General features: G+C 64.7%; 10 protein-coding genes. 6 read left to right on the top strand and 4 right to left on the bottom strand.

All coding sequences use genetic code 11. The features are described from left to right. Window positions 1–2 precede the first annotated feature (2 nt). Entirely contained in the window at window positions 3–1,268 is a 1,266-nt protein-coding gene (locus ACYOEI_RS02775; RefSeq protein ID WP_462847747.1) for an efflux RND transporter periplasmic adaptor subunit, read from the top strand. On the opposite strand, the gene ACYOEI_RS02770 is transcribed toward ACYOEI_RS02775, so the two are convergent. The 3 genes from ACYOEI_RS02770 to ACYOEI_RS02760 all read right to left on the bottom strand — a co-directional run bounded on the left by ACYOEI_RS02770 (window position 1,261) and on the right by ACYOEI_RS02760 (window position 4,395). Next, on the bottom strand, window positions 1,261–2,394 hold the full coding sequence (locus ACYOEI_RS02770; RefSeq protein WP_462847867.1) for an ABC transporter ATP-binding protein: 1,134 nt from the start codon (window positions 2,392–2,394) through the stop codon (window positions 1,261–1,263). The two genes, ACYOEI_RS02775 and ACYOEI_RS02770, sit on opposite strands and share 8 nt — an antisense overlap. A 123-nt stretch (window positions 2,395–2,517) precedes the next feature. After that, window positions 2,518–3,864, bottom strand: coding sequence for an HD domain-containing protein (locus ACYOEI_RS02765; RefSeq protein ID WP_462847746.1), 1,347 nt, complete (start codon window positions 3,862–3,864; stop codon window positions 2,518–2,520). Window positions 3,865–3,876: 12 nt separating this feature from the next. Further along, complete coding sequence (locus ACYOEI_RS02760; protein WP_462847745.1) at window positions 3,877–4,395, bottom strand: hypothetical protein; 519 nt, start codon at window positions 4,393–4,395, stop codon at window positions 3,877–3,879. Between the two features lie 308 nt (window positions 4,396–4,703). Here ACYOEI_RS02760 and ACYOEI_RS02755 point away from each other — a divergent pair, with 308 nt between their 5' ends. Continuing rightward, window positions 4,704–4,925, top strand: coding sequence for a DUF2188 domain-containing protein (locus ACYOEI_RS02755; protein ID WP_462847744.1), 222 nt, complete (start codon window positions 4,704–4,706; stop codon window positions 4,923–4,925). A 407-nt stretch (window positions 4,926–5,332) separates the two neighbouring features. Here ACYOEI_RS02755 and ACYOEI_RS02750 read toward each other — a convergent pair whose 3' ends face one another. Next, window positions 5,333–7,552: a hypothetical protein gene (locus ACYOEI_RS02750; RefSeq protein ID WP_462847743.1), complete on the bottom strand. Its 2,220-nt coding sequence runs from the start codon at window positions 7,550–7,552 to the stop codon at window positions 5,333–5,335. Window positions 7,553–7,945: 393 nt separating this feature from the next. On the opposite strand from ACYOEI_RS02750, the gene ACYOEI_RS02745 reads away from it, so the two are divergent. The 4 genes from ACYOEI_RS02745 (at window position 7,946) to ACYOEI_RS02730 (ending at window position 18,012) form a co-directional block, all read left to right on the top strand. Then, entirely contained in the window at window positions 7,946–9,409 is a 1,464-nt protein-coding gene (locus ACYOEI_RS02745) for a RecQ family ATP-dependent DNA helicase (RefSeq protein ID WP_462847741.1), read from the top strand. A 603-nt stretch (window positions 9,410–10,012) separates the two neighbouring features. Then, window positions 10,013–14,017, top strand: coding sequence for a hypothetical protein (locus ACYOEI_RS02740; RefSeq protein ID WP_462847740.1), 4,005 nt, complete (start codon window positions 10,013–10,015; stop codon window positions 14,015–14,017). 177 nt (window positions 14,018–14,194) lie between these two features. Next, entirely contained in the window at window positions 14,195–15,514 is a 1,320-nt protein-coding gene (locus ACYOEI_RS02735) for a DUF1501 domain-containing protein (protein ID WP_462847739.1), read from the top strand. Between the two features lie 203 nt (window positions 15,515–15,717). Further along, entirely contained in the window at window positions 15,718–18,012 is a 2,295-nt protein-coding gene (locus tag ACYOEI_RS02730; RefSeq protein ID WP_462847738.1) for a DUF1549 and DUF1553 domain-containing protein, read from the top strand. The last annotated feature ends 4 nt before the right edge of the window (window positions 18,013–18,016 follow it).

Raw genomic sequence — 18,016 nt, 5'->3', positions numbered from 1 at the left:
CCGTGTCCACGGCGAATCTCGTCTCGGATCGCGAACACGTCGGAGCCCGGGAGGTCATCGAACGTCCTCGGCCCCCCGCCCGCCGCTCGTTTCGCATCCTGCCGTTCATCGGGCTCTTCCTCGTCGTCGGGGCGGTCCTGGGCGGGCTGTACTACGCCGGGAAGCTCCCCCGCGTCGAGCACCGCACCGCCTTGCTGGCGGAGACCGCGGAGGCGATCGCGAGTGCTCCCCGAGTCAACGTGGCCGTTCCCTACCACCGCGACAAGCCGGCCGACCTGACCCTGCCGGCCGAGATCCGGCCGTTCCAGGATACCGACATCTACGCCCGGACCGACGGTTACCTCCGTCGCTACCTCGTCGACATCGGTGATACCGTCGAGCCCGGCGCCGTGCTCGCCGAGATCGACACGCCGGAGCTCGACCAGGAGTTGAAGCAGGCCCAGGCGACCCTGGAGCAATCGAAAGCCTATCGCGACCTGGTCGCCTCCCGGCTCGACCTCGCCCGGCTCAACCTCAAGCGGTCGCAGATGCTCCTCGCCCGAGGGGCGGAGACCCAACAGCTCCTCGACGAGAATAGCGCCGGGTACAAGGTTGCCCAGGCCACGCTCTCGACCGCCGAGGCCGATATCGCGGCGAAGGACGCCAGCGCCCGGAGGCTGGCCGAGCTCCAGAAGTTCCAGAATATCGTGGCCCCGTATCGAGGTGTCATCACCGCACGCAACATCGACAACGGCGACCTCGTCAGCGCGGGGATGGCCAAGCCGTTGTTTCGGCTCTCGCAGACCGACCAACTCCGCGTCTTCGTGAGCGTGCCCCAGGCGAATGTCACGGCCATCACGCCCAAGCAGGCCGTCGAGGTCCTCGTCCGCGAGTACCCCGGCCGGGCGTTCATCGGCCGGGTCGAACGCACGGCCGGGGCGATCGATACGGCGACGCGCACGCTCCTCACCCAGGTCCTCCTGCCGAACCTCGATGGCGACCTGTACGCCGGCATGTATGTCAAAGTGCGATTCGCCGAGGCGGGCGGACGTCCCCTCCTGGTTCCGGCGAACACCCTGGTGATCAACACCCAGGGGATCCGCGTTGCCTCCGTCGGCCCGGACAAGACCTTGCACTACCAGGTCGTCCAGCTGGGCCGTGACTACGGCAAAGAGGTCGAGGTCATCCAGGGCCTGCAAGGGTCCGAACGGCTCGTCCTCAACCCGACCGAGAACCTCGTCGAAGGGGTCAAGGTCGACGCGACCCTCGCCGCGCCGGTCGTCAAGTAGCGACGAGCTCGATCAAGGGGCACGCCTTACCCGACTCCACGTCGAACCAGGAGGCGTGCGCCAGGTCGAGGCCGATCGATAGCTGATCTCCCACGGCCGGTGAGGCCGAGGGGGGGCGGCGAAGATTCAACAGATAAGCCCCGAGCGCCACGGTCACGATGGTTTCGTGGCCGAGGCGCTCGAGTCGTTTTACCCGAGTCATCGCCCGACGGCAGGTGGAGTCGGCCGCGTCTTCAAGGCCCTCCCCAACGAGAGTGATCGCCTCGGGTCGAATCCCGATATCGATGGCGCCGGCGTGTCTACCCGTGAGGGGCTTCGAGGACTTCGAGACGTTCCAGACCGGACCCTCGTCGACTCCAATCAATCGCATCATTGTCTCGTCGTTCGATGTCTCGATTGCACATCGGAGAATATTCATCGGCGGCTGGCCCATGAATTCGGCGACGAAGCGCGTCGCGGGGCGTTGATAGACGTCCGCGGGAGAGCCGACCTGGACGATCCGCCCGCGATCCATCACCGCGATCCGGTCGCCGATGGCCAGTGCCTCGGCCTGGTCGTGGGTGACGAGTATGGTCGTGGTCGGAGACGTCCGATGGAGTTCGACGAGGTCGGCGCGCATCGAGGCCCGGAGCGGCGCGTCCAGGCTCGAGAACGGCTCGTCGAGCAGGAAGACCGAAGGCCGGCGGACGATCGCTCGCCCGAGCGCCACTCTCTGACGCTGCCCGCCCGAGAGGGTCCTGGGTCGGCGTCCCAGCAAGTCGTCGAGTCCCAGGCGACCGGCAACCGAGGCGACCTCAGCCTGGATCGAGGCCTTCGGCCAGCGCCGGGCGCGGAGCCCGAACGCCAGGTTGTCAAAGACGGTCAGGTGGGGATACAGGGCCGGGTTCTGGAAGACCATCGCCACGTCCCGATCCGCGGGAGGGAGCGGGTCGACCCGTCGGTCGCCGATCCAGACCGTCCCCTCCCCCGGAGACTCCAGCCCGGCGATCAGCCGCAAGAGCGTGCTCTTCCCCGAGCCCGACGGCCCGACGACCACGAATAACTCGCCGTCGCCGACCTCGAGCTCAAGCTCCGAGACCGCTCGGATCCCGCCCGAGTACGCCTTCGAGACCCCCCGCAACGCCACGTTCGCCAAGGTGCCTCCCACAAATCAAGCAACGATCGGACGTTCTAATATGGAGTGGATGATGATAAAAATCATTTGTTGATGAAACTGGACTTAGTTGATATTTGGCTCGGTCTCGGGGGTTTATTTCCATTCGTCCCTGAGCTGTTTGGCGTCTGCTTGCAGGTCTTTGGGCAAGTAATAGCGGACTCGATCCGACGGCGCCTGGGTCAGCGGGGTCAGTCGATCGCGGAGGTTGGAGACCTCGACCGGCTTCGACTCGCCCGGGATGACCACTCGTATGGCGTTCTTGACGCTCTGCTCGTCGCTCTCTTTCTCCGGGAAGTAGGGCTGGTGATACTTCGCTTTCACCCGGTCTCGGAGGCAGAACATCTCGACGGGGTCATATTCCGACCTCGAACGCACCAACGCCTTCAGGGCGGCCTCCCACCCGTCGCAATCGGGGGCGAGAGGATCCTTGAACTCGGGGGCCTCGATCATCGCAAACCGTTCGCGGTTCAGGAAGCGCCGGGCGAGGTCGCTGAGGGCCTTGTCGGGGTGGGCCATCCAGTTCTGGATTTGCATCAGGACGGTGAACTCTTCGATGGCGAGGAATTGCGGGACGGTCGGCCCTGAGCCTGGACTGGCCTGGGCGTCCCAGAACTCCCGGATGGCGGGCACGAGGGCAGCATCCTCGCCCTGGTCGTAGAACGATCGCGCCCGACGCCACAGCGCGTGGAGCATCGCCTCGAAGCCTCGTGTCGTCTTGTGGAGGTAGACGTTCTGATACATATGATGGCGGGAGACGATGTACTCCTCGATGGCCAGCAGGGACTTCTCCGCCCATACGATATCACGGCCGCCGTCGTCGTCCTCGTAGAACTCGAAAGTGCTGAGGAGGCGATACCAGTCGAATTGACCGTAGCCGGCGCCGGTGAAGAGGCTGTCTCGCCGCAGGTAGTCGAGACGGTCCATGTCGAGTTGGCTGGAGAGGAGATACTTCTGCCAGGCGGGCTGGTCGTGGTTGTTCGGGTCGATCAGGTTGGCGACTTGCCGGGAGAATGTCGGGTCGAAGTGACGTCGGAGGACCTTGTTGACCTCGGTCTCCTCCGAGAGCACGATCGCCCCGGACCACTCCTCGTGGTCGATCCCGAGGCACGGCTCGAAGACGTGAGAGAAGGGGCCGTGCCCGACGTCGTGGATCAGTGAGGCCACCAGCACGGGGGCACGCCCATGACCGGTCGCGGTGTCGTCGCCGGAGATGCGGCCAAGGTGGTCGAGCGCCTGCTGCATCAGGTAGGCGACGCCCAGGCTGTGCGCCAGCCGATTGTGGTCGGCCCCCGGATACGTCAGGTAGCTGACGCCGAGTTGGTGGATGCGGCGGAGCCGCTGCATCTCGGGACTGTCGAGCAGTTCGATCAGCCATCGATCCTTCTTCTGATCGATGCTGATGTAGTTGTAGAGCGGGTCACGGACGATCTTCAGAGACATGATCGGCCCCGCTCATCCGGCGATCTGCCGGGCCAGTTCGTCGGCCCGCTCCACGACTCGCCCCCTCGGCGTCAGGCCCTTGAACCGGCACATCTTCTCGACGGCCTCAACCCACTCGTGGCCCTGCTTGCGGAAGAAGACGGCCGTCGAGGCGTACTCGAGGTCCTTGAGGTCGGCCAGGAAGAGTCGACGGGCCAGGTCTTCGTGCGGTGCCAACTCCGCCGCTGCGACGGTCCCCCTCGGCGTGGCCTCGAAGTCGGCCAGGTTTTTCCGGGCGACTTCATTCAAGCAGTAGGAGAACCGCTGCCCGACCATGTTCGACTCGGCCCGTTCGTCGAGGATGTGGGCCTGGACCATCGCGTCGGTGAGCCGGGCGACCTCCTGCGAATAGGGGCCGTAGTGGTGGAGATTGAAGTCGGCACCCAGGGGACAGCCGGCCACCTGGAGCAGATAGGCCACCTTCTGCATCCGCTTGCGAGTGTCGAGCGTCCCTGCCCAATCCACGATCTTGGCAAGCTGATAGCGGTTCATCCCAGGCTCCCCGGAGAGCTCCGATGGGGAGGATGTCACCCGTTCCCGATCCATCGAGGCGAGTGCATATCCCTTCCCAAGGCCCGAATCCGTTAGGGCGGACGGGAAAATGCGCAGACGCCTTCGCGATCCGACGTCTATCTTCCCGTGTCTATATACGAAAGTATAGTATTTTCGGCACCTGTCAAGAGCGAAATCAGATGAAGTGAAGGTGTTGGTTTATTCTCATCCCTCGACATGGTGCGGGTTTTGCATGAAATCTACGTTGGTAGATGCCCCAAAACACCTTTCGATCGAGGAGGACTGACATGGGCAAGAACCAACACGTCGTCCCGCACGAGGGCGGCTGGGCCGTCCGTGGCGAGGGGAACAGCCGAGCCACGAGCGTCCACCCGACGCAGACCCAGGCGATAAACGCGGCGACACAGATCGCCACCAATCAGCACTCGGAGTTGCTCATCCATGGCCAGGATGGGCAGATTCGTGAACGGAACAGCTTCGGCCATGACCCCTACCCGCCCAAGGGCTGACCCGAGGGCAGCCGCGTCCGGGCGGGGATCGGAGACCCGTCCGGAGTCCAGCCGGTTGGGATAGGCTCTGCTCCGATGAGTAGCAAATCTATCCAAGTGCCGCGGTGTCTCTCCCGAGAACTGTTTTTTCCTTAAAACAGGTTGGCACATGGAGCGAAATCGGTGATCCCATTTGAGGGTTAGGAATGTCGTCGTGATCCGTCGCATTTCGTAGGGTGGGCACTGCCCACCGAGCCTTCCGGAATGCCGGTGGGCAGTGCCCACCCTACACGGATCTCAGCACCGATTTCGCTCCATGAGCTAAACGGGTTTCTGTGGGAATCCACGAAGACGTCCCGAGAGGGTTGTCGTTGTCGAGGGCGTCAGAAACCCGGTTTTTCAGAAAGAGCAGGTTTCGGGACAGATTATCAATGGATGCTCACCTGATGTCCTTCGGGGGCGTTGGGGAAGCGAAGGCGCAAGGTCCTGGATTTCGCATCCCACTCTCGGGCGTCGGCGGCCAGAGGTCGGCCGTCGAGGGTGACTTCCTTCGGGGCTTCGGGCAAGGCGACCCGCATAACCGCCTCGATGTTGGCGGGCCCTTCGGCGTGGAACTGGAAGGCCCCTTCGGGCGTTTTCTGGGCTCCGAGTGTCTTGCAGGCGGAGGCCAGGACCGCGGGTTCCGTTGCGTTGACCTTGTCGAGGTCGATGAGGAGGCGACGGCTCCCCGGCGCGAGGGTGACTTCCTCGAGCACCGGCAGCTTGGCGTCGAAGAGGTCGAGGAACCGGCCGCGCAGGACGTGGGCGGGCCCGGGGATCGACTCGTCGAGCCCGGCGCCGACGACGTAGGGGCCTCGGCGGAGGACCAGGTGGCTCGTTTCCTTGTATTCGAGGCCCACGGCTTCGCTCGCCTTCCGGGCGAGGCCCCGGAGATAGTCGGCGCCGTCGGTCCGGTGGGTCAACGCGGCGGGGCTGGTCGCGTCGTAGAGGAAGACGCCCTTGCCGATCTTGTGGGTCCCCGGCTTCTCGTCCCTGGCGAGCCCCAACTGCTCGAACAGGTGCTCGCGGGGGGCCTTGAACGACATCGCCGTCGCGTTGTCGTTCCACCAGGCGCGGACGCCGTTGTAGGGGTCGCCGTCGTCGCCGAGGAAGACGAGCGCCCCCCCTTGCTTGACCCACTCGGCGAGCGCCTCGTGAACTTTCGCTGACATCGGCTTCATCCCCTCGTAGGTCATGAGGAGGACCTTCTGGGGAGTCAAGGCGCCCGGGATTGGCGCGTTCTCGAGCTGGACCGGCTCGGCGGGGATCCCGTGCTTGACCAGGGGGAGCGCCAGGCCGTAGAACGAGCCGAGGTCGGGGTCCGAGGGGGTCGGCTCCCCGCGCTGGAACATCATCGAGTCGGACACGACCACGCCGATCCCCCGCGTGCCGCAGTCCCACGAGACGTCCTTTTGGTCCATGTCGTTGAGGGCCGTGACGACGGTCATCATCTCGGTGCCGTATGCGGCCGGGATCGGCTCTCGGACGACGCGTTCGCCTCGCTTGCGATGGGCGCGGTCGACGGTCGGGTAGCGGCCCCGGAAGATCCTCTCGGGCCAGGGCATGACCTCGAACCGCCAGACCTGCGGCCAGAGCAGCGATGCGGTCAACGTGCTCTCCCAGTTGGTCCGGTAGTCTTCCCAGGAGTGGTCGGGGTTGTCCTCGATCGGGTCGTTGAGGAACCAGACGGTCCCGCCCGTCGCCTGGACGACGTTCATCATCGCGCCATATTCAAAGAAGGCGGCCTCGAAGGTCCGCTCGCGACGCGTCCCCTGGTAGACGTTCGGCGTCCTCGCGGTCCCGGTCCAGACCTGCGCGATGAACCCGTCGGCGCCGACTTCGATCAGGCTCGACTCGGGGCTCACGATGTTCCAGTGGGCGTAGTTGATCAGGCTATGTGTCGGCACGTAGCACTTCACGTGGCGGCCCGTCCGCGCGTTCTCGGCCTTGACGAAGTCGAAGACCTGTTTCAAGGCCCGTCGGTAGAGGTAATACTTGAGCTGCGAGGCGCGGTACTGGGCGTCGGGCGAGGTGTGGGGCGGGATCCAGTCTTCGTGATAATACGCCTTCCACTCGCGCTGGAACCCGGCGCCGTAGCCGCCTCGGACCCAGAACTCGGGCTCTTCGAGGTGGACGGCCTCGACCCCCGCGTCCATCGCCTTCTTGACCCCTTGGCAGAGGAACTTCCCGTAGTTCTCGCCCGGGGACATGTAATAAACGTCCCCGCCGTGCGAGATCACCTTGCCGAAGCGGTCCATCTGGGCCTCGTCGACGTGGTTGATCCCGTCGAAGCGGCCGTAGAGGTAGTCCTGATACTGGCCCCAGGAGACGCCCGTCATCAGGTGCGGGATGTACCCTTGGGCTTTCCACTGCTTGACCCGCTCGGGGAGGCTCGCGTCGACCCCGTAGCAGATCGCCACGTCGGAGCGGATCTGGAGCTTGGGATCCCAACGAGCGTGCGTCTGGAAGCATGTCCGTTCTCGGTCCTGGCCGGGGTCGGCCGGGCGTCTCGGGGCCTGGGGCTCGTCGGCCCGCACCTGGGGGGGACGGGACGCCGCGACGACCGTCGCGACGAAGAGGAGGAGCGCTCGTCCGAGTTCTGGGCGCATCTCGTAGGACCTCTCGAGTGGTGGAGCGACCGTGAAGGCGCCGAGGCGCTTCGATGACTTCGGCCTCGTCCTGGCGAGGCGACCGACCTGGTCCCCTCGAGGACGGCCGGGTTTGCGTGACCCTCCCCGAATATAAGAATCCGGCGTCATGAATTCGAGGGCGTTCCCTCAATTCGTTCGGTCGCACGAGCCGTCGAGTCCGGCGTGGTCTCGGTAGCGCCCCGGGGGAGGCGATCCTCGTGCATCGATCCAGGTTCATGGCTCACGATTTGCTGGCCCACACCTGTCCATGTGCGAGGTGCCGCCGAGACCAGCCCTGAGGACCCGCCTCGGGACGTTGCCCCGTCGAGCCTCTCGTCTGCGAAGCTGAATACCAGGGGGGAATGAACGCCGATGGCATCCGTCACGCCAGCCGATCGCGAACATTTGTCGAAGACATTGCGTGAGCACTTCGGATTCCGGAAATTCCGCCCCGGTCAGGAGCAGGTGGTCCACGCGGCGATGGAGGGGAAGGATACCGTCGTCGTGATGCCCACCGGATCGGGCAAGAGCCTCTGCTTCCAACTCCCGGCGCTCGCCCTCGAAGGGACGACCGTCGTCGTCAGCCCCCTGATCGCCCTCATGAAGGATCAGACCTCCGCGCTCTCGGGAAAGGGGATCGACGTCGTCGCGGTCAACAGTACGCTCACCCCTCGCGAGGCGCGTGAAGCCCTGGAGGCGATCGCGGCCAACCGCAAGGAGTTCGTCTACACGACCCCCGAACGCCTCGCCGATCCCGAGTTCCGCGCGATCCTTGGCCGAGTCCTCATCGACCTGTTCGTCGTCGACGAGGCGCACTGCGTCAGCGAGTGGGGCCACGACTTCCGCCCCGAGTTCGCGCAGCTCGGCGAGGCGATCGACGCCCTCGGACACCCTCCGGTGCTCGCCCTCACGGCCACCGCTACGCCCGAGGTCCTCGAAGACATCCGGCGGCAACTCCGCATCCCCGATGCCGAGGTCTTCCACACGGGCGTCTATCGCTCGAACCTCTCGCTCGGCGTCCTCGCGACCGAAGGCGAGGATGCGAAACGGGAGGAACTCCGCCGCTTGCTCCGCACCACGGAGGGGACCGGCCTGATCTATACCGCGACCGTCAAGGCGGTTAACGAGCTCACCGAATTCCTCACCGCCGAAGGCCTCGACGTGGCCGCGTACCACGGCCGGCTCAAGCCTTCCGAACGGGAGCGGAACCAGGACCGGTTCATGAAGGGCGAAGTCAAGGCGATGGTCGCGACCAACGCGTTCGGGATGGGGATCGACAAGCCCGACATCCGGTTCGTGTTCCACCATCACGTCCCCGCCACCCTCGAGGCCTACTACCAGGAAGTCGGTCGCGCCGGGCGGGATGGATCGCCGGCGCGTTGTACGCTCCTCTTCGACCCTTCCGACAAGCGGCTCCACGCGTTCTTCCAGGCTGGCCGTTACCCTTCGGGCGAAGATCTGATCAACGCCCACCATGCCCTCCTGCGGATCACCGACGGGCGAGATGACGCCACGTTCGCGGACCTCGCCGCGGTCTCGCCGGTCGGCAAGACGCGGCTCAAGCTGATCCTGAACCTCTTCAAACGGCGCGGGATCGTGAAGGAAGACAAGGGTCGCCTCACCTTGCTCCACCGTGAGACCACTCCCGACGACCTCGGACGCATGGCCCGCGCCTACCGCGAACGCGACGAGAACGACCGGCTCAAGCATCAGCGGATGCTCGATTATGCGGACCTGCGGACCTGCCGCTGGCGGCATATGGCCGACTACTTCGGCAGCGACGAGCCTTCGGATGCCTGCGATTGCGACCGTTGCGTCCCGACCTCGCACGCCTGAGGGACAAGGATGAGCGGCCTCGATCGTCGATGGACGAGTCCGTGCCGACGATCGAGGCGGAACGTGGGGCCGACCGAGCGATGTGATGAATCCGGGCGGCCCGAGAGGCTGTCGAGGGAGAGCCATCGGGTGGTGACGTGATTTTGACCCGAACGGTTTACGTCTCTGCATCGAAGTCATGCGATGCTTCTTTCCGTCCCTTACCCTTGGGCGATTTGGCAACGTTTTGTAAATTTATCTTGCGAGTGATCCGACACGCGGATAAACCCGATCGAAGAAATTCGAGCGACGGCGTGCGGGCGGCACGTCATGCCCGGCGTTGAGGCAAGGGTCTGCGGGGTCTCGCGGCCCTTGGCTCGCGTTCTGAATTGTTTCGTGATCGTGCACGAAATGGTTCGCGGATGAACACCAAGGGCCCTCGAGTTGTCCGGTCGACCCTCGCGCTCTCGGTTCGCCCACGTCGACTCACTCCGCAGCCGCCGACGCAAACTGTCCGAATTGAATCCTGTTTGAGTAATAGTTATGTGGATTTTAGGCGGGTATGCCTCGGGGAAGGGTCGCTCTCAAGTCTCGGGGCGGACTCGCCGTTTTCTCCCGAATCTGGTGGCACGAGGAACGCTCGACGGCTGGCTCCTGGAAAGCCGTTGTCTTCTCGCCACCGGAGGCCCGTACCTGTTGCCCTCGCCGACCGTCGATTGCCTCGGGAAGGTGCTGTATAACGGAGTGACGGGGACGTATCAGAAAACGATCACGATCACGAATAACAGTCCGACGCAGACGATCTACGCCTTCCTCGAAGGCCAGGTGAGTCGTCAGGCCGTCTCCCCTTATGAAGGGACCGGCGCGTTCGATCCATTCGACTCATCCAACCAGGAATATCGGGGCTATATCGGCTACACCGACGGCACCGCTGACTACGCGGGGCTACCCCCTCTTTCCGCGATCACGATCACGGTTCCGTTGGCTTTCTGGGATTCGGGGCGGATCATCTTCTCGACCGACGGCGCCGATCAGTTCTCGACGTATGGCGGATCCGGCGGCGGTTCACCGCCAGGTGCTCCCTTCTACTATCAGGACACGAACACCCAGGCGACGTTCTACGGTTCCATCGATCCCGATAACCTCAACCAGCTTGACTTCACTCCCGCCTACGACAGCTTCGACTCCCAGGACGGATACAAGCCGACGACGGCGAACTGGAAATCGCCGGTCGCCTCGGGCGCGTTGCCGACGAACCGGACCTTCATCCTGACAGGTCCCGGTCTGCCCGCAAGCGGCTTCCAGGTCACGGTCGATCCAAGCCATCCGGGTTACATTCAGTTGCCGGGGAACGGGATTGTTCAGAACACTCCGGTTCAAGGATATACGTTCACAACTCTGCCGAATCAGACGATTTCCAAGACGGACCGGTACATACAACCGGACTTCACCCTCACCACGCAAGGGTCTCCGAGCACCAACAACGGCGTGGTCATGTGGTACCATGCCCTGACGCCGCAGGCTCCCAACAACGACGCCCCTTTCCAACTCACCGAAGTCACCTTTCGAGGGGAGTTCTACGACCCCCAGATCAACACGACGACCGGCTTCCAGTACCTCCTCGGCGACGCGATCAACGGAGCGGATACCGATTCGGCCGACTACGACATCTCGTTCGTCGATACGATCAACATGCCGGTCGCCATGGAAGCGAGCAACGTCTCGATCCCGAATAGCAACGTGACGGCGCCGTTCGGATGGGTCGGGTCGAATCAGAGCCTCGAAGACTTCCAGGCGGCGCTCGCCGCCTTCACGGGCAGCAATCCGGCCGGCCGGAACAACAACTATCTGGGGACCTACTTCAACGGCCAGGGGTACCCCAGCTATCTTGCGGTCGACAACGGCAACATCAAGCTGCCGGCCGGCCAGAACCTCTTCCTCGCCAGCCCCGCGGTGCCCGGCGGCGCCGCCGATATCAAGTATTTCAGGTCATTCTCGGATAAGTCGGTCATCAACGAGCCGCTCTATGCCCTGACGAGCGGAGGAACCGGCCCGGTCTCGCTCTCGATCGGAGGCGATCCTGCCCACGCGAGCACGGGGCATTTCCTCGGCCTGAACACGGCCGCGATGGCGAATGCGTTCGCCCTCAACGAACTCATCGCCCCGAACGTCGCGGATCACGTCTCGTACACCGTGACCTACAACGTGGGCAAGGATACCCTGACCGCGGGCAAGGTCGTGGGGATGTACTACGACAACAACGGGAACATCATCGGGGTAGAACTCGACCAAGACGTCCCGGCGTCGGCTTCGACGCTCGTCTACAGCTTTACGCTTTCGCAGAAGGACTATGCAGCCGGGGGCATCGCCGGCCTCTGGTATTCCTGGGCGCAGTACTACGCGAACAACGTGCAGTCGACCGCGATGAACAACGCGACCGGCCGCGTGACCGACAACATCCTCACGCTGAGCAGCGCCGCCACCGGGTTGGTCCCCGGCATGGTCGTGACGGGTAACGGGGTCCCCGCAGGGTGCGTCGTCCTGGCCGTTTCCGGTGACGGGAAGACGATCACGTTGAGCGAGGTGATCTCCGGCAGTCCGACGTCGTTCAACTTCGCGACGCCGGCGTTCGGGTCGATCGTCGGCTACGATCCCAAGTTGACGCCGCTCGTCGACCTCTCGTTTACGCAAGCCGAACAGCCCTACGCGTTGGCGTTCGCCCAAACGGTCTTCACCGTGTTGAACGCGTGGAGCGTGAGCGTCCCGGCGGGGACCGCGAACCCTTGGGATCCGCTGCTGGTCAACATCATCGGCGGAAACCTCGGGCTCGACTACCTGCCCCTCGCGAATACGTCCGTGGTGAATCTCCTCACCGACCTGAGCAAATCGGCGTTGCGCGGGGTCCCGGACTTCACGAACCCCCTCTACTCCGACCCGTCGCAGTGGTATCCCGACCCGGCCTTGTCGGCGGGCGGGCTCGACTACAACGCCTATAATCTCGATCCCTTCGTCTGGTTTATCCACGAAAAGTTGGGGCTGAGCGCGTACGCGTTCGCACTCGATGACGACGTGGGCAACGTCAACGGGGGTGGGGCGAACCATATCGACATCAGCGTCGGTGGCCTGAACGGGCTCTCGAACAAGGACCCGTATACCCCGACGTCACCTTGGGGCGTCATCACGACCACGGCCGCCTCGGCGCCTGCCTTGTCGAGCCAACTCGGAGGCCTGTCGAACCCGCAGGCGGTCTATCAGATCGCCCAGTTCGACTACAACCACAACACCGTGGGGACGCTGGTCAATGGCCCCGGCGTCCAGATGGGGTCGGCGGTCCAGTTCACTCAAATCTCGCCCAATGTGGCGCAATCGCAGGTCGTCCTGTCGATGCCGCTCGCAAACGCTTCGAACGGCTCGACGTACGCGTTCTTCGGCCCTTTGGTTTTCACCGGCACGGTGCTCGGGACCGGGCAGGCGGGCAATACCATCATCCTCAACAGCCCGGATGCCTACAACACGCTGCTCAAGATCGGCCCGCTCCAGAACATCCAGGTCACCGGCGAGGGGATCGACTCGGCCAAGACGCTCTCGATCCTGAGCATGACCAAGGCGGCCGACGGGACCATCACGATTACGCTCAGCGGGAGCCTGGACAGCACCCGGATCTCGCAACCGGGGAGTTTCTATGCCTACACATTCGGCAGCCCGAATGTCGGCGTGGTCCGCGACGGCGGGTTCGAGTGGGCGACCGTCCTGGGTCTCGCCGGCAACTTCAACCACGGGACGCAATTGACCCAGAACACGGTGGACTGGACGTTCACCGACAGTCCACCCAATACGGGATGGCTCGCCGGCATCGCGTACGGCTCTAACAGCGACTACACCAGCAGTAATCCGGCCCCTCCCCAGGGCCTGCAGGTTGGTTTCGTCCAGGGGACCAGCAGCATGAGCCAGAAGGTGACGACGGGAACCGGACCGTATTTGCTCACCTTCTACGCGGCCCAGTCCTCCAATAACCAGTCGCCTCAAACGTTGAACGTGTTCGTCGACGATGCCTTGGTGGGGAGCATCACGCCTTCGGGCACGTCCTACGAAACGGTCGAACTCGGTTTCAACCAAGGGGCCGGTGCCCATACGATCACGTTCCAAGGGGCGCAGCCCATCGGGAGTTCGATCCTACTCGACGCGGTCGCTACCAATCCCGGGTCGCCGTCGGGAAATCCTCCCCAGCCTACGCCCCCCGCATCCCCGCCTTCCCGAGTGACGACCAACCCCAACGCGGGCGTTTCTGAACGGGCGCCGGCGGGCGTTCCTCTGGTGTCAGGGTTCGGCAGGGGCCGCGACGCATTCGTCTCGACGCTCTTTCGCGACTTCGGTCGGGACCCGAGCCTCCGTGAACTGAGGTACTGGTCTCGGTTGATGGCCGCCGGTGCCAATCCGCAGTCGGTCGCCCTGGGCATCTGGCGAGGCTCTCGGCATCGCATGGGGAGGATTCCTGGCCTCGCCGCCCCCATGACCTTCCGGCGCTCATTCAGCGACGCCCTGCTCGCGGCCCTTAAGGCCAACCGCAACCGGCCTATCGTCCTCGACGCACCGGTCGTTCTGGACTTCAAAAAGGCGCGGGGCTCGTGACGGCTGCAATTCTTGAACACGGAGAGACCCGCGAGAGATGCTTGGGCATCGTCCTTGATCCGACCGCCGATCTGATGTTAAACTTTCTTTGGATCGGACGACGATAGCCCGCGCACAGCGTCCGGGGTATCGTCGGTGCCCGAATATCGACGAAGCCTGCCAAGGGAGATGATCCCGATGTTCGAGCTAGCCCATGGGTCGAACCGGAGCTGCGACGGGGTGACTCGACGCGACATGCTGCGGGTCGGGTCTCTCGGTGCCCTGGGGCTCGGCTTGCCGGACCTGTTGAGTGGGCGGGCGAAGGCGGAGTCGAAGGGGAAGGACATCTCGTGCATCCTGGTGTGGCTGCAGGGCGGGATCAGCCACGTCGACAGCTTCGACCCGAAGCCCGAGGCCCCCTCCGAGATCCGCGGCGAGTTCGGCGTGATCGACACGAACGTCCCGGGGATCAGGGTCTGCGACCCGCTGCCGAAGCTCGCGCGACACCAGGACAAGTTTTCGATCCTGCGGTCGCTGAACCCGAGGAACGGCTCGCACGGGACGGCCGACGCCTACATGCTCTCCGGGCATGCGTTCAACCCGTCGATCGTCTATCCCGCGTACGGCTCGGTCGTCTCCCGCGAGAAGGGGGATCGGGCGAGCATGCCCCCGTACGTCCAGGTCGGCATCAACGTCGATCAGCGGTTCGGCGGCGGCGTGGCCGGATACCTGGGGGATCAGTACAACCCGTTCGTCCTCCCCGGCGACCCCTCGAGCCCCAACTTCACCGTCCGCGACGTGAGCTTGCCCGGTGGGGTCGATCGCGAGCGGTTCGGCCGGCGGATGAAGGTCCTCGAGACCGTCGACACGTGGCAGGCCCAGGTCGAGTCGGACTCCTCGGCGCTCGAGGCCGCGGGGACGTTCTACCAGAAAGCGTATAACCTGATCACGGCCCCCCAGGCGAAGCGCGCCTTCGACATCGGCCGCGAAGACCCTCGGATCCGCGATCGTTACGGGCCGCACGCCTTGGGCCAGGGGTGCCTCCTGGCCCGCCGGCTCGTCGAGGCGGGCGTCCGGTTCGTCACGGTGACCGACGGCGGCTGGGATACGCACGCCAACAACTTCCCTTCGCTCAAGAACACCTTGCTGCCCCGGTTCGACTCGTCCTTCTCCGCGTTACTCCAGGACCTTTCCGACCGCGGGATGCTCGAGACGACCCTGGTCGTCATGATGAGCGACTTCGGCCGGACGCCGAAGGTCAACCCCTCGGCCGGGCGCGACCACTGGGCGAGCGCCGGGATCGCGCTTCTGGCCGGGGGTGGGATCCGACCGGGGACGATCGTCGGGCAGACGAACGCCCTCGGCGAACAACCGACCGAAGCCCCCTACTACACCGAGGATCTTGCGGCGACACTCTACCATTGCCTCGGAATCCCGCTCGACACGACCCACCTGACCCCCGATGGCCGCCCGATCCAGATCAACGCCGATGGCAGGCCGATCCGCGAGTTGATCTGAACCCCGCCCGGACGGAGCACGTATCGGTTCTATGCCGATTTCGATTCCTTTCCCCGGTCGGTCGGCGTAGTATGATGGGGAGTTCGACGACCCTCCGGCCCGCAGGGGCCGCCTCCCCACGCCCTCTCCGAAGTGGGGATCGCCCTCCGTTTTCCAATCGATTTCGAAATCAGCCGGTCCTCCATTCGGGGAGCGACGTTCTCATGGCTCGTGACTACCGGAAATGGCTCGTCCCGTTCTCGGCCGTCGGCCTGTTGATCGTGTCGGCGGCCCTCGCCGCCGACCCCGGTCCCGGCCGTTCCGAAGTCGGGCCGATCGCCCCCCTCGAGACATTCAAGGACGACCAGCGTTCGCACTGGGCCTACCAGATCCCGAAACGTCCCGAGACGCCTTCGGTCAAGGAAGAAGGCTGGATCAAGAACACGATCGACCGGTTTGTGCTCGCCGGGCTCGAGGAGATGGGCTTTCGGCACTCGCCCGAGGCCGACCGCATCGCCCTGATCCGACGCGTCACCTTCGACCTGACGGGCTTGCCGCCGACTCCGACGGAGGTGGATGCCTTCCTTGAGGATACGAAGCCCGAGGCCTATGAACGGGTCGTGGATCGCCTCCTCGGCAGCCCTCGATATGGAGAGCGCTGGGCCCAGCACTGGCTTGATCTCGCCCACTTCGCCGAGTCGAACGGGTTCGAGCTCGACGCCGAGCGGCCTGACGCCTGGCGCTATCGTGACTGGGTCGTCGACGCCCTGAACGCCGACATGCCCTACGACCGATTCATCGCCTTGCAGCTCGCCGGCGACGAGGTCGCCCCGGGTGACTCCTCTGCACTCATCGCCACGGGCTTCGGGCGCTGCGGACCTCGCGAGATCGTGGCGGGGAACATTGACCCGAAAGTTAAACGGCAATCGGAGCTGACGGAGATCACCGGTACGGTCGGATCGGTCTTCCTCGGCCTCACGGTCGGCTGCTGCCGGTGCCACGACCACAAGTTCGACGCGCTCCCGACGACCGACTATTACCGCCTCCAGGCGTTCTTCGCCGGCGCGAACATGGTCGACAAGCCGATCGCCTCCAAGGCCGACCGCGACGCCTTCGAGGCGACGAAGAAGGACATCGCCGCGAAGGTCGCTCCCCTCCAGGCCAAGATGGCGGCCATCGAGGCCCCGTATCGCAAGGTGCTGCTCGAGGCGAGGACCAGCAAGCTCACCGAAGCCGAGAAGGCGATCCTGGCGATCCCCGAGAAAGACCGGACGCCCGTGCAGAAGCGACTGGCCGAGGGGATCGCCCAGACGTTGACCGTCCCCTGGGAGGATGTCGTCGCGGCCGTCGCCGCCAATCCGACCGACTTCCCCGTCCGGGAGCAACTGAAGCGAGAAATCCACGCGATCGAGGTCACGCTCCCGAGGCCGCCGGCGGAAGCCATGGCACTCTTCGACGAGAAGGTCGAGGCCCCCGAGACGCGGGTCGCCAAGCGGGGCGACATCAAGAACCTCGGCCCAGTCGTTGAGCCGAGGCCCCCAGGCGTGGTTTTGGCCTCGCAACCGAGCGATGCCTTCGTCCCCGACTCGATCCGCCCGACCACCTCAACCTCCGGGAGGCGGCAGGCCCTGGTCCGCTGGCTGACTCGTTCGGACAACCCGCTGACGGCCCGAGTCATGGTCAACCGGCTCTGGCTGAATCACTTCGGCCGAGGGATCGTCGCCACCTCGAGCGATTTCGGCGTCCGAGGCGAGGCCCCGTCGCATCCCGAACTCCTCGACTGGCTGGCCACCGAACTCGTTGCCCAGGGCTGGAAGCTTAAGCCGATCCACCGGCTGATGGTGACCTCGGCCACCTACCGGCAGTCGAGCGAGCCGGATCCCAAGCTATCGGCGGAGGATCCCGACAACGCGATGCTCTGGCGGATGAATCGGCGCCGGCTCGAAGCCGAGAGCCTCCGCGACGCGATGCTCGTCGCCTCGGGTGAGCTCAACCCCAAGATGGGAGGGCCGAGCGTCCTCGCTCCGATCGAGAAGGAAGTCGAGGACCTGATCTTCACCGAGCACGAGGTCATCGACCTCTGGCCTGAGACCCCCGATCCCACGGAGCACCTCCGGCGCTCTCTCTACCTCTTCCGCAAGCGAAACGTCCGCTACCCCTTGTTCGACGCGTTCGACGCCCCCGACACCCAGACCGCCTGTGCCCAACGCGGCGTGAGCACCCACGCGCTCCAGGCCCTGGTCCTCTTCAACAGCGACTTCTCCGCCCAACGGGCCAAGGCCCTCGCCGCGCGGGTCGCCCGAGAGTCGGCCGGACGCAAGGATGAGGAAGTGCGCCGGGCCTATCGGATCGTCCTCGCCCGCGAGCCGAAGCCGAAGGAACTCGAGCAGGCCCTCGCCTTCCTCGACGTCCAGTCCGCCCTGCTTTGCTCGAAGGCCCTGGCAAATCCCGACACCGCGGCGCTGGTCGACTTCGCCCTCGCCATGCTCAATCGCAACGAATTCATGTATGTGCCTTGAAGAA

It is taken from the genome of Singulisphaera rosea, from assembly GCF_054877945.1.
Note: the sequence above shows the minus strand (reverse complement) of the source record. Positions and strands in the feature narration are given on the sequence as shown.

Excerpts from the sequence above, each read along its gene's own strand:
- ACYOEI_RS02765 (WP_462847746.1), bottom strand. The coding sequence starts at position 3,864 with ATGTCTCTGAAGATCGTCCGTGACCCGCTCTACAACTACATCAGCATC.
- ACYOEI_RS02760 (WP_462847745.1), bottom strand. The coding sequence starts at position 4,395 with ATGAACCGCTATCAGCTTGCCAAGATCGTGGATTGGGCAGGGACGCTC.
- ACYOEI_RS02755 (WP_462847744.1), top strand. The coding sequence starts at position 4,704 with ATGGGCAAGAACCAACACGTCGTCCCGCACGAGGGCGGCTGGGCCGTC.
- ACYOEI_RS02750 (WP_462847743.1), bottom strand. The coding sequence starts at position 7,552 with ATGCGCCCAGAACTCGGACGAGCGCTCCTCCTCTTCGTCGCGACGGTC.
- ACYOEI_RS02745 (WP_462847741.1), top strand. The coding sequence starts at position 7,946 with ATGGCATCCGTCACGCCAGCCGATCGCGAACATTTGTCGAAGACATTG.
- ACYOEI_RS02735 (WP_462847739.1), top strand. The coding sequence starts at position 14,195 with ATGTTCGAGCTAGCCCATGGGTCGAACCGGAGCTGCGACGGGGTGACT.
- ACYOEI_RS02730 (WP_462847738.1), top strand. The coding sequence starts at position 15,718 with ATGGCTCGTGACTACCGGAAATGGCTCGTCCCGTTCTCGGCCGTCGGC.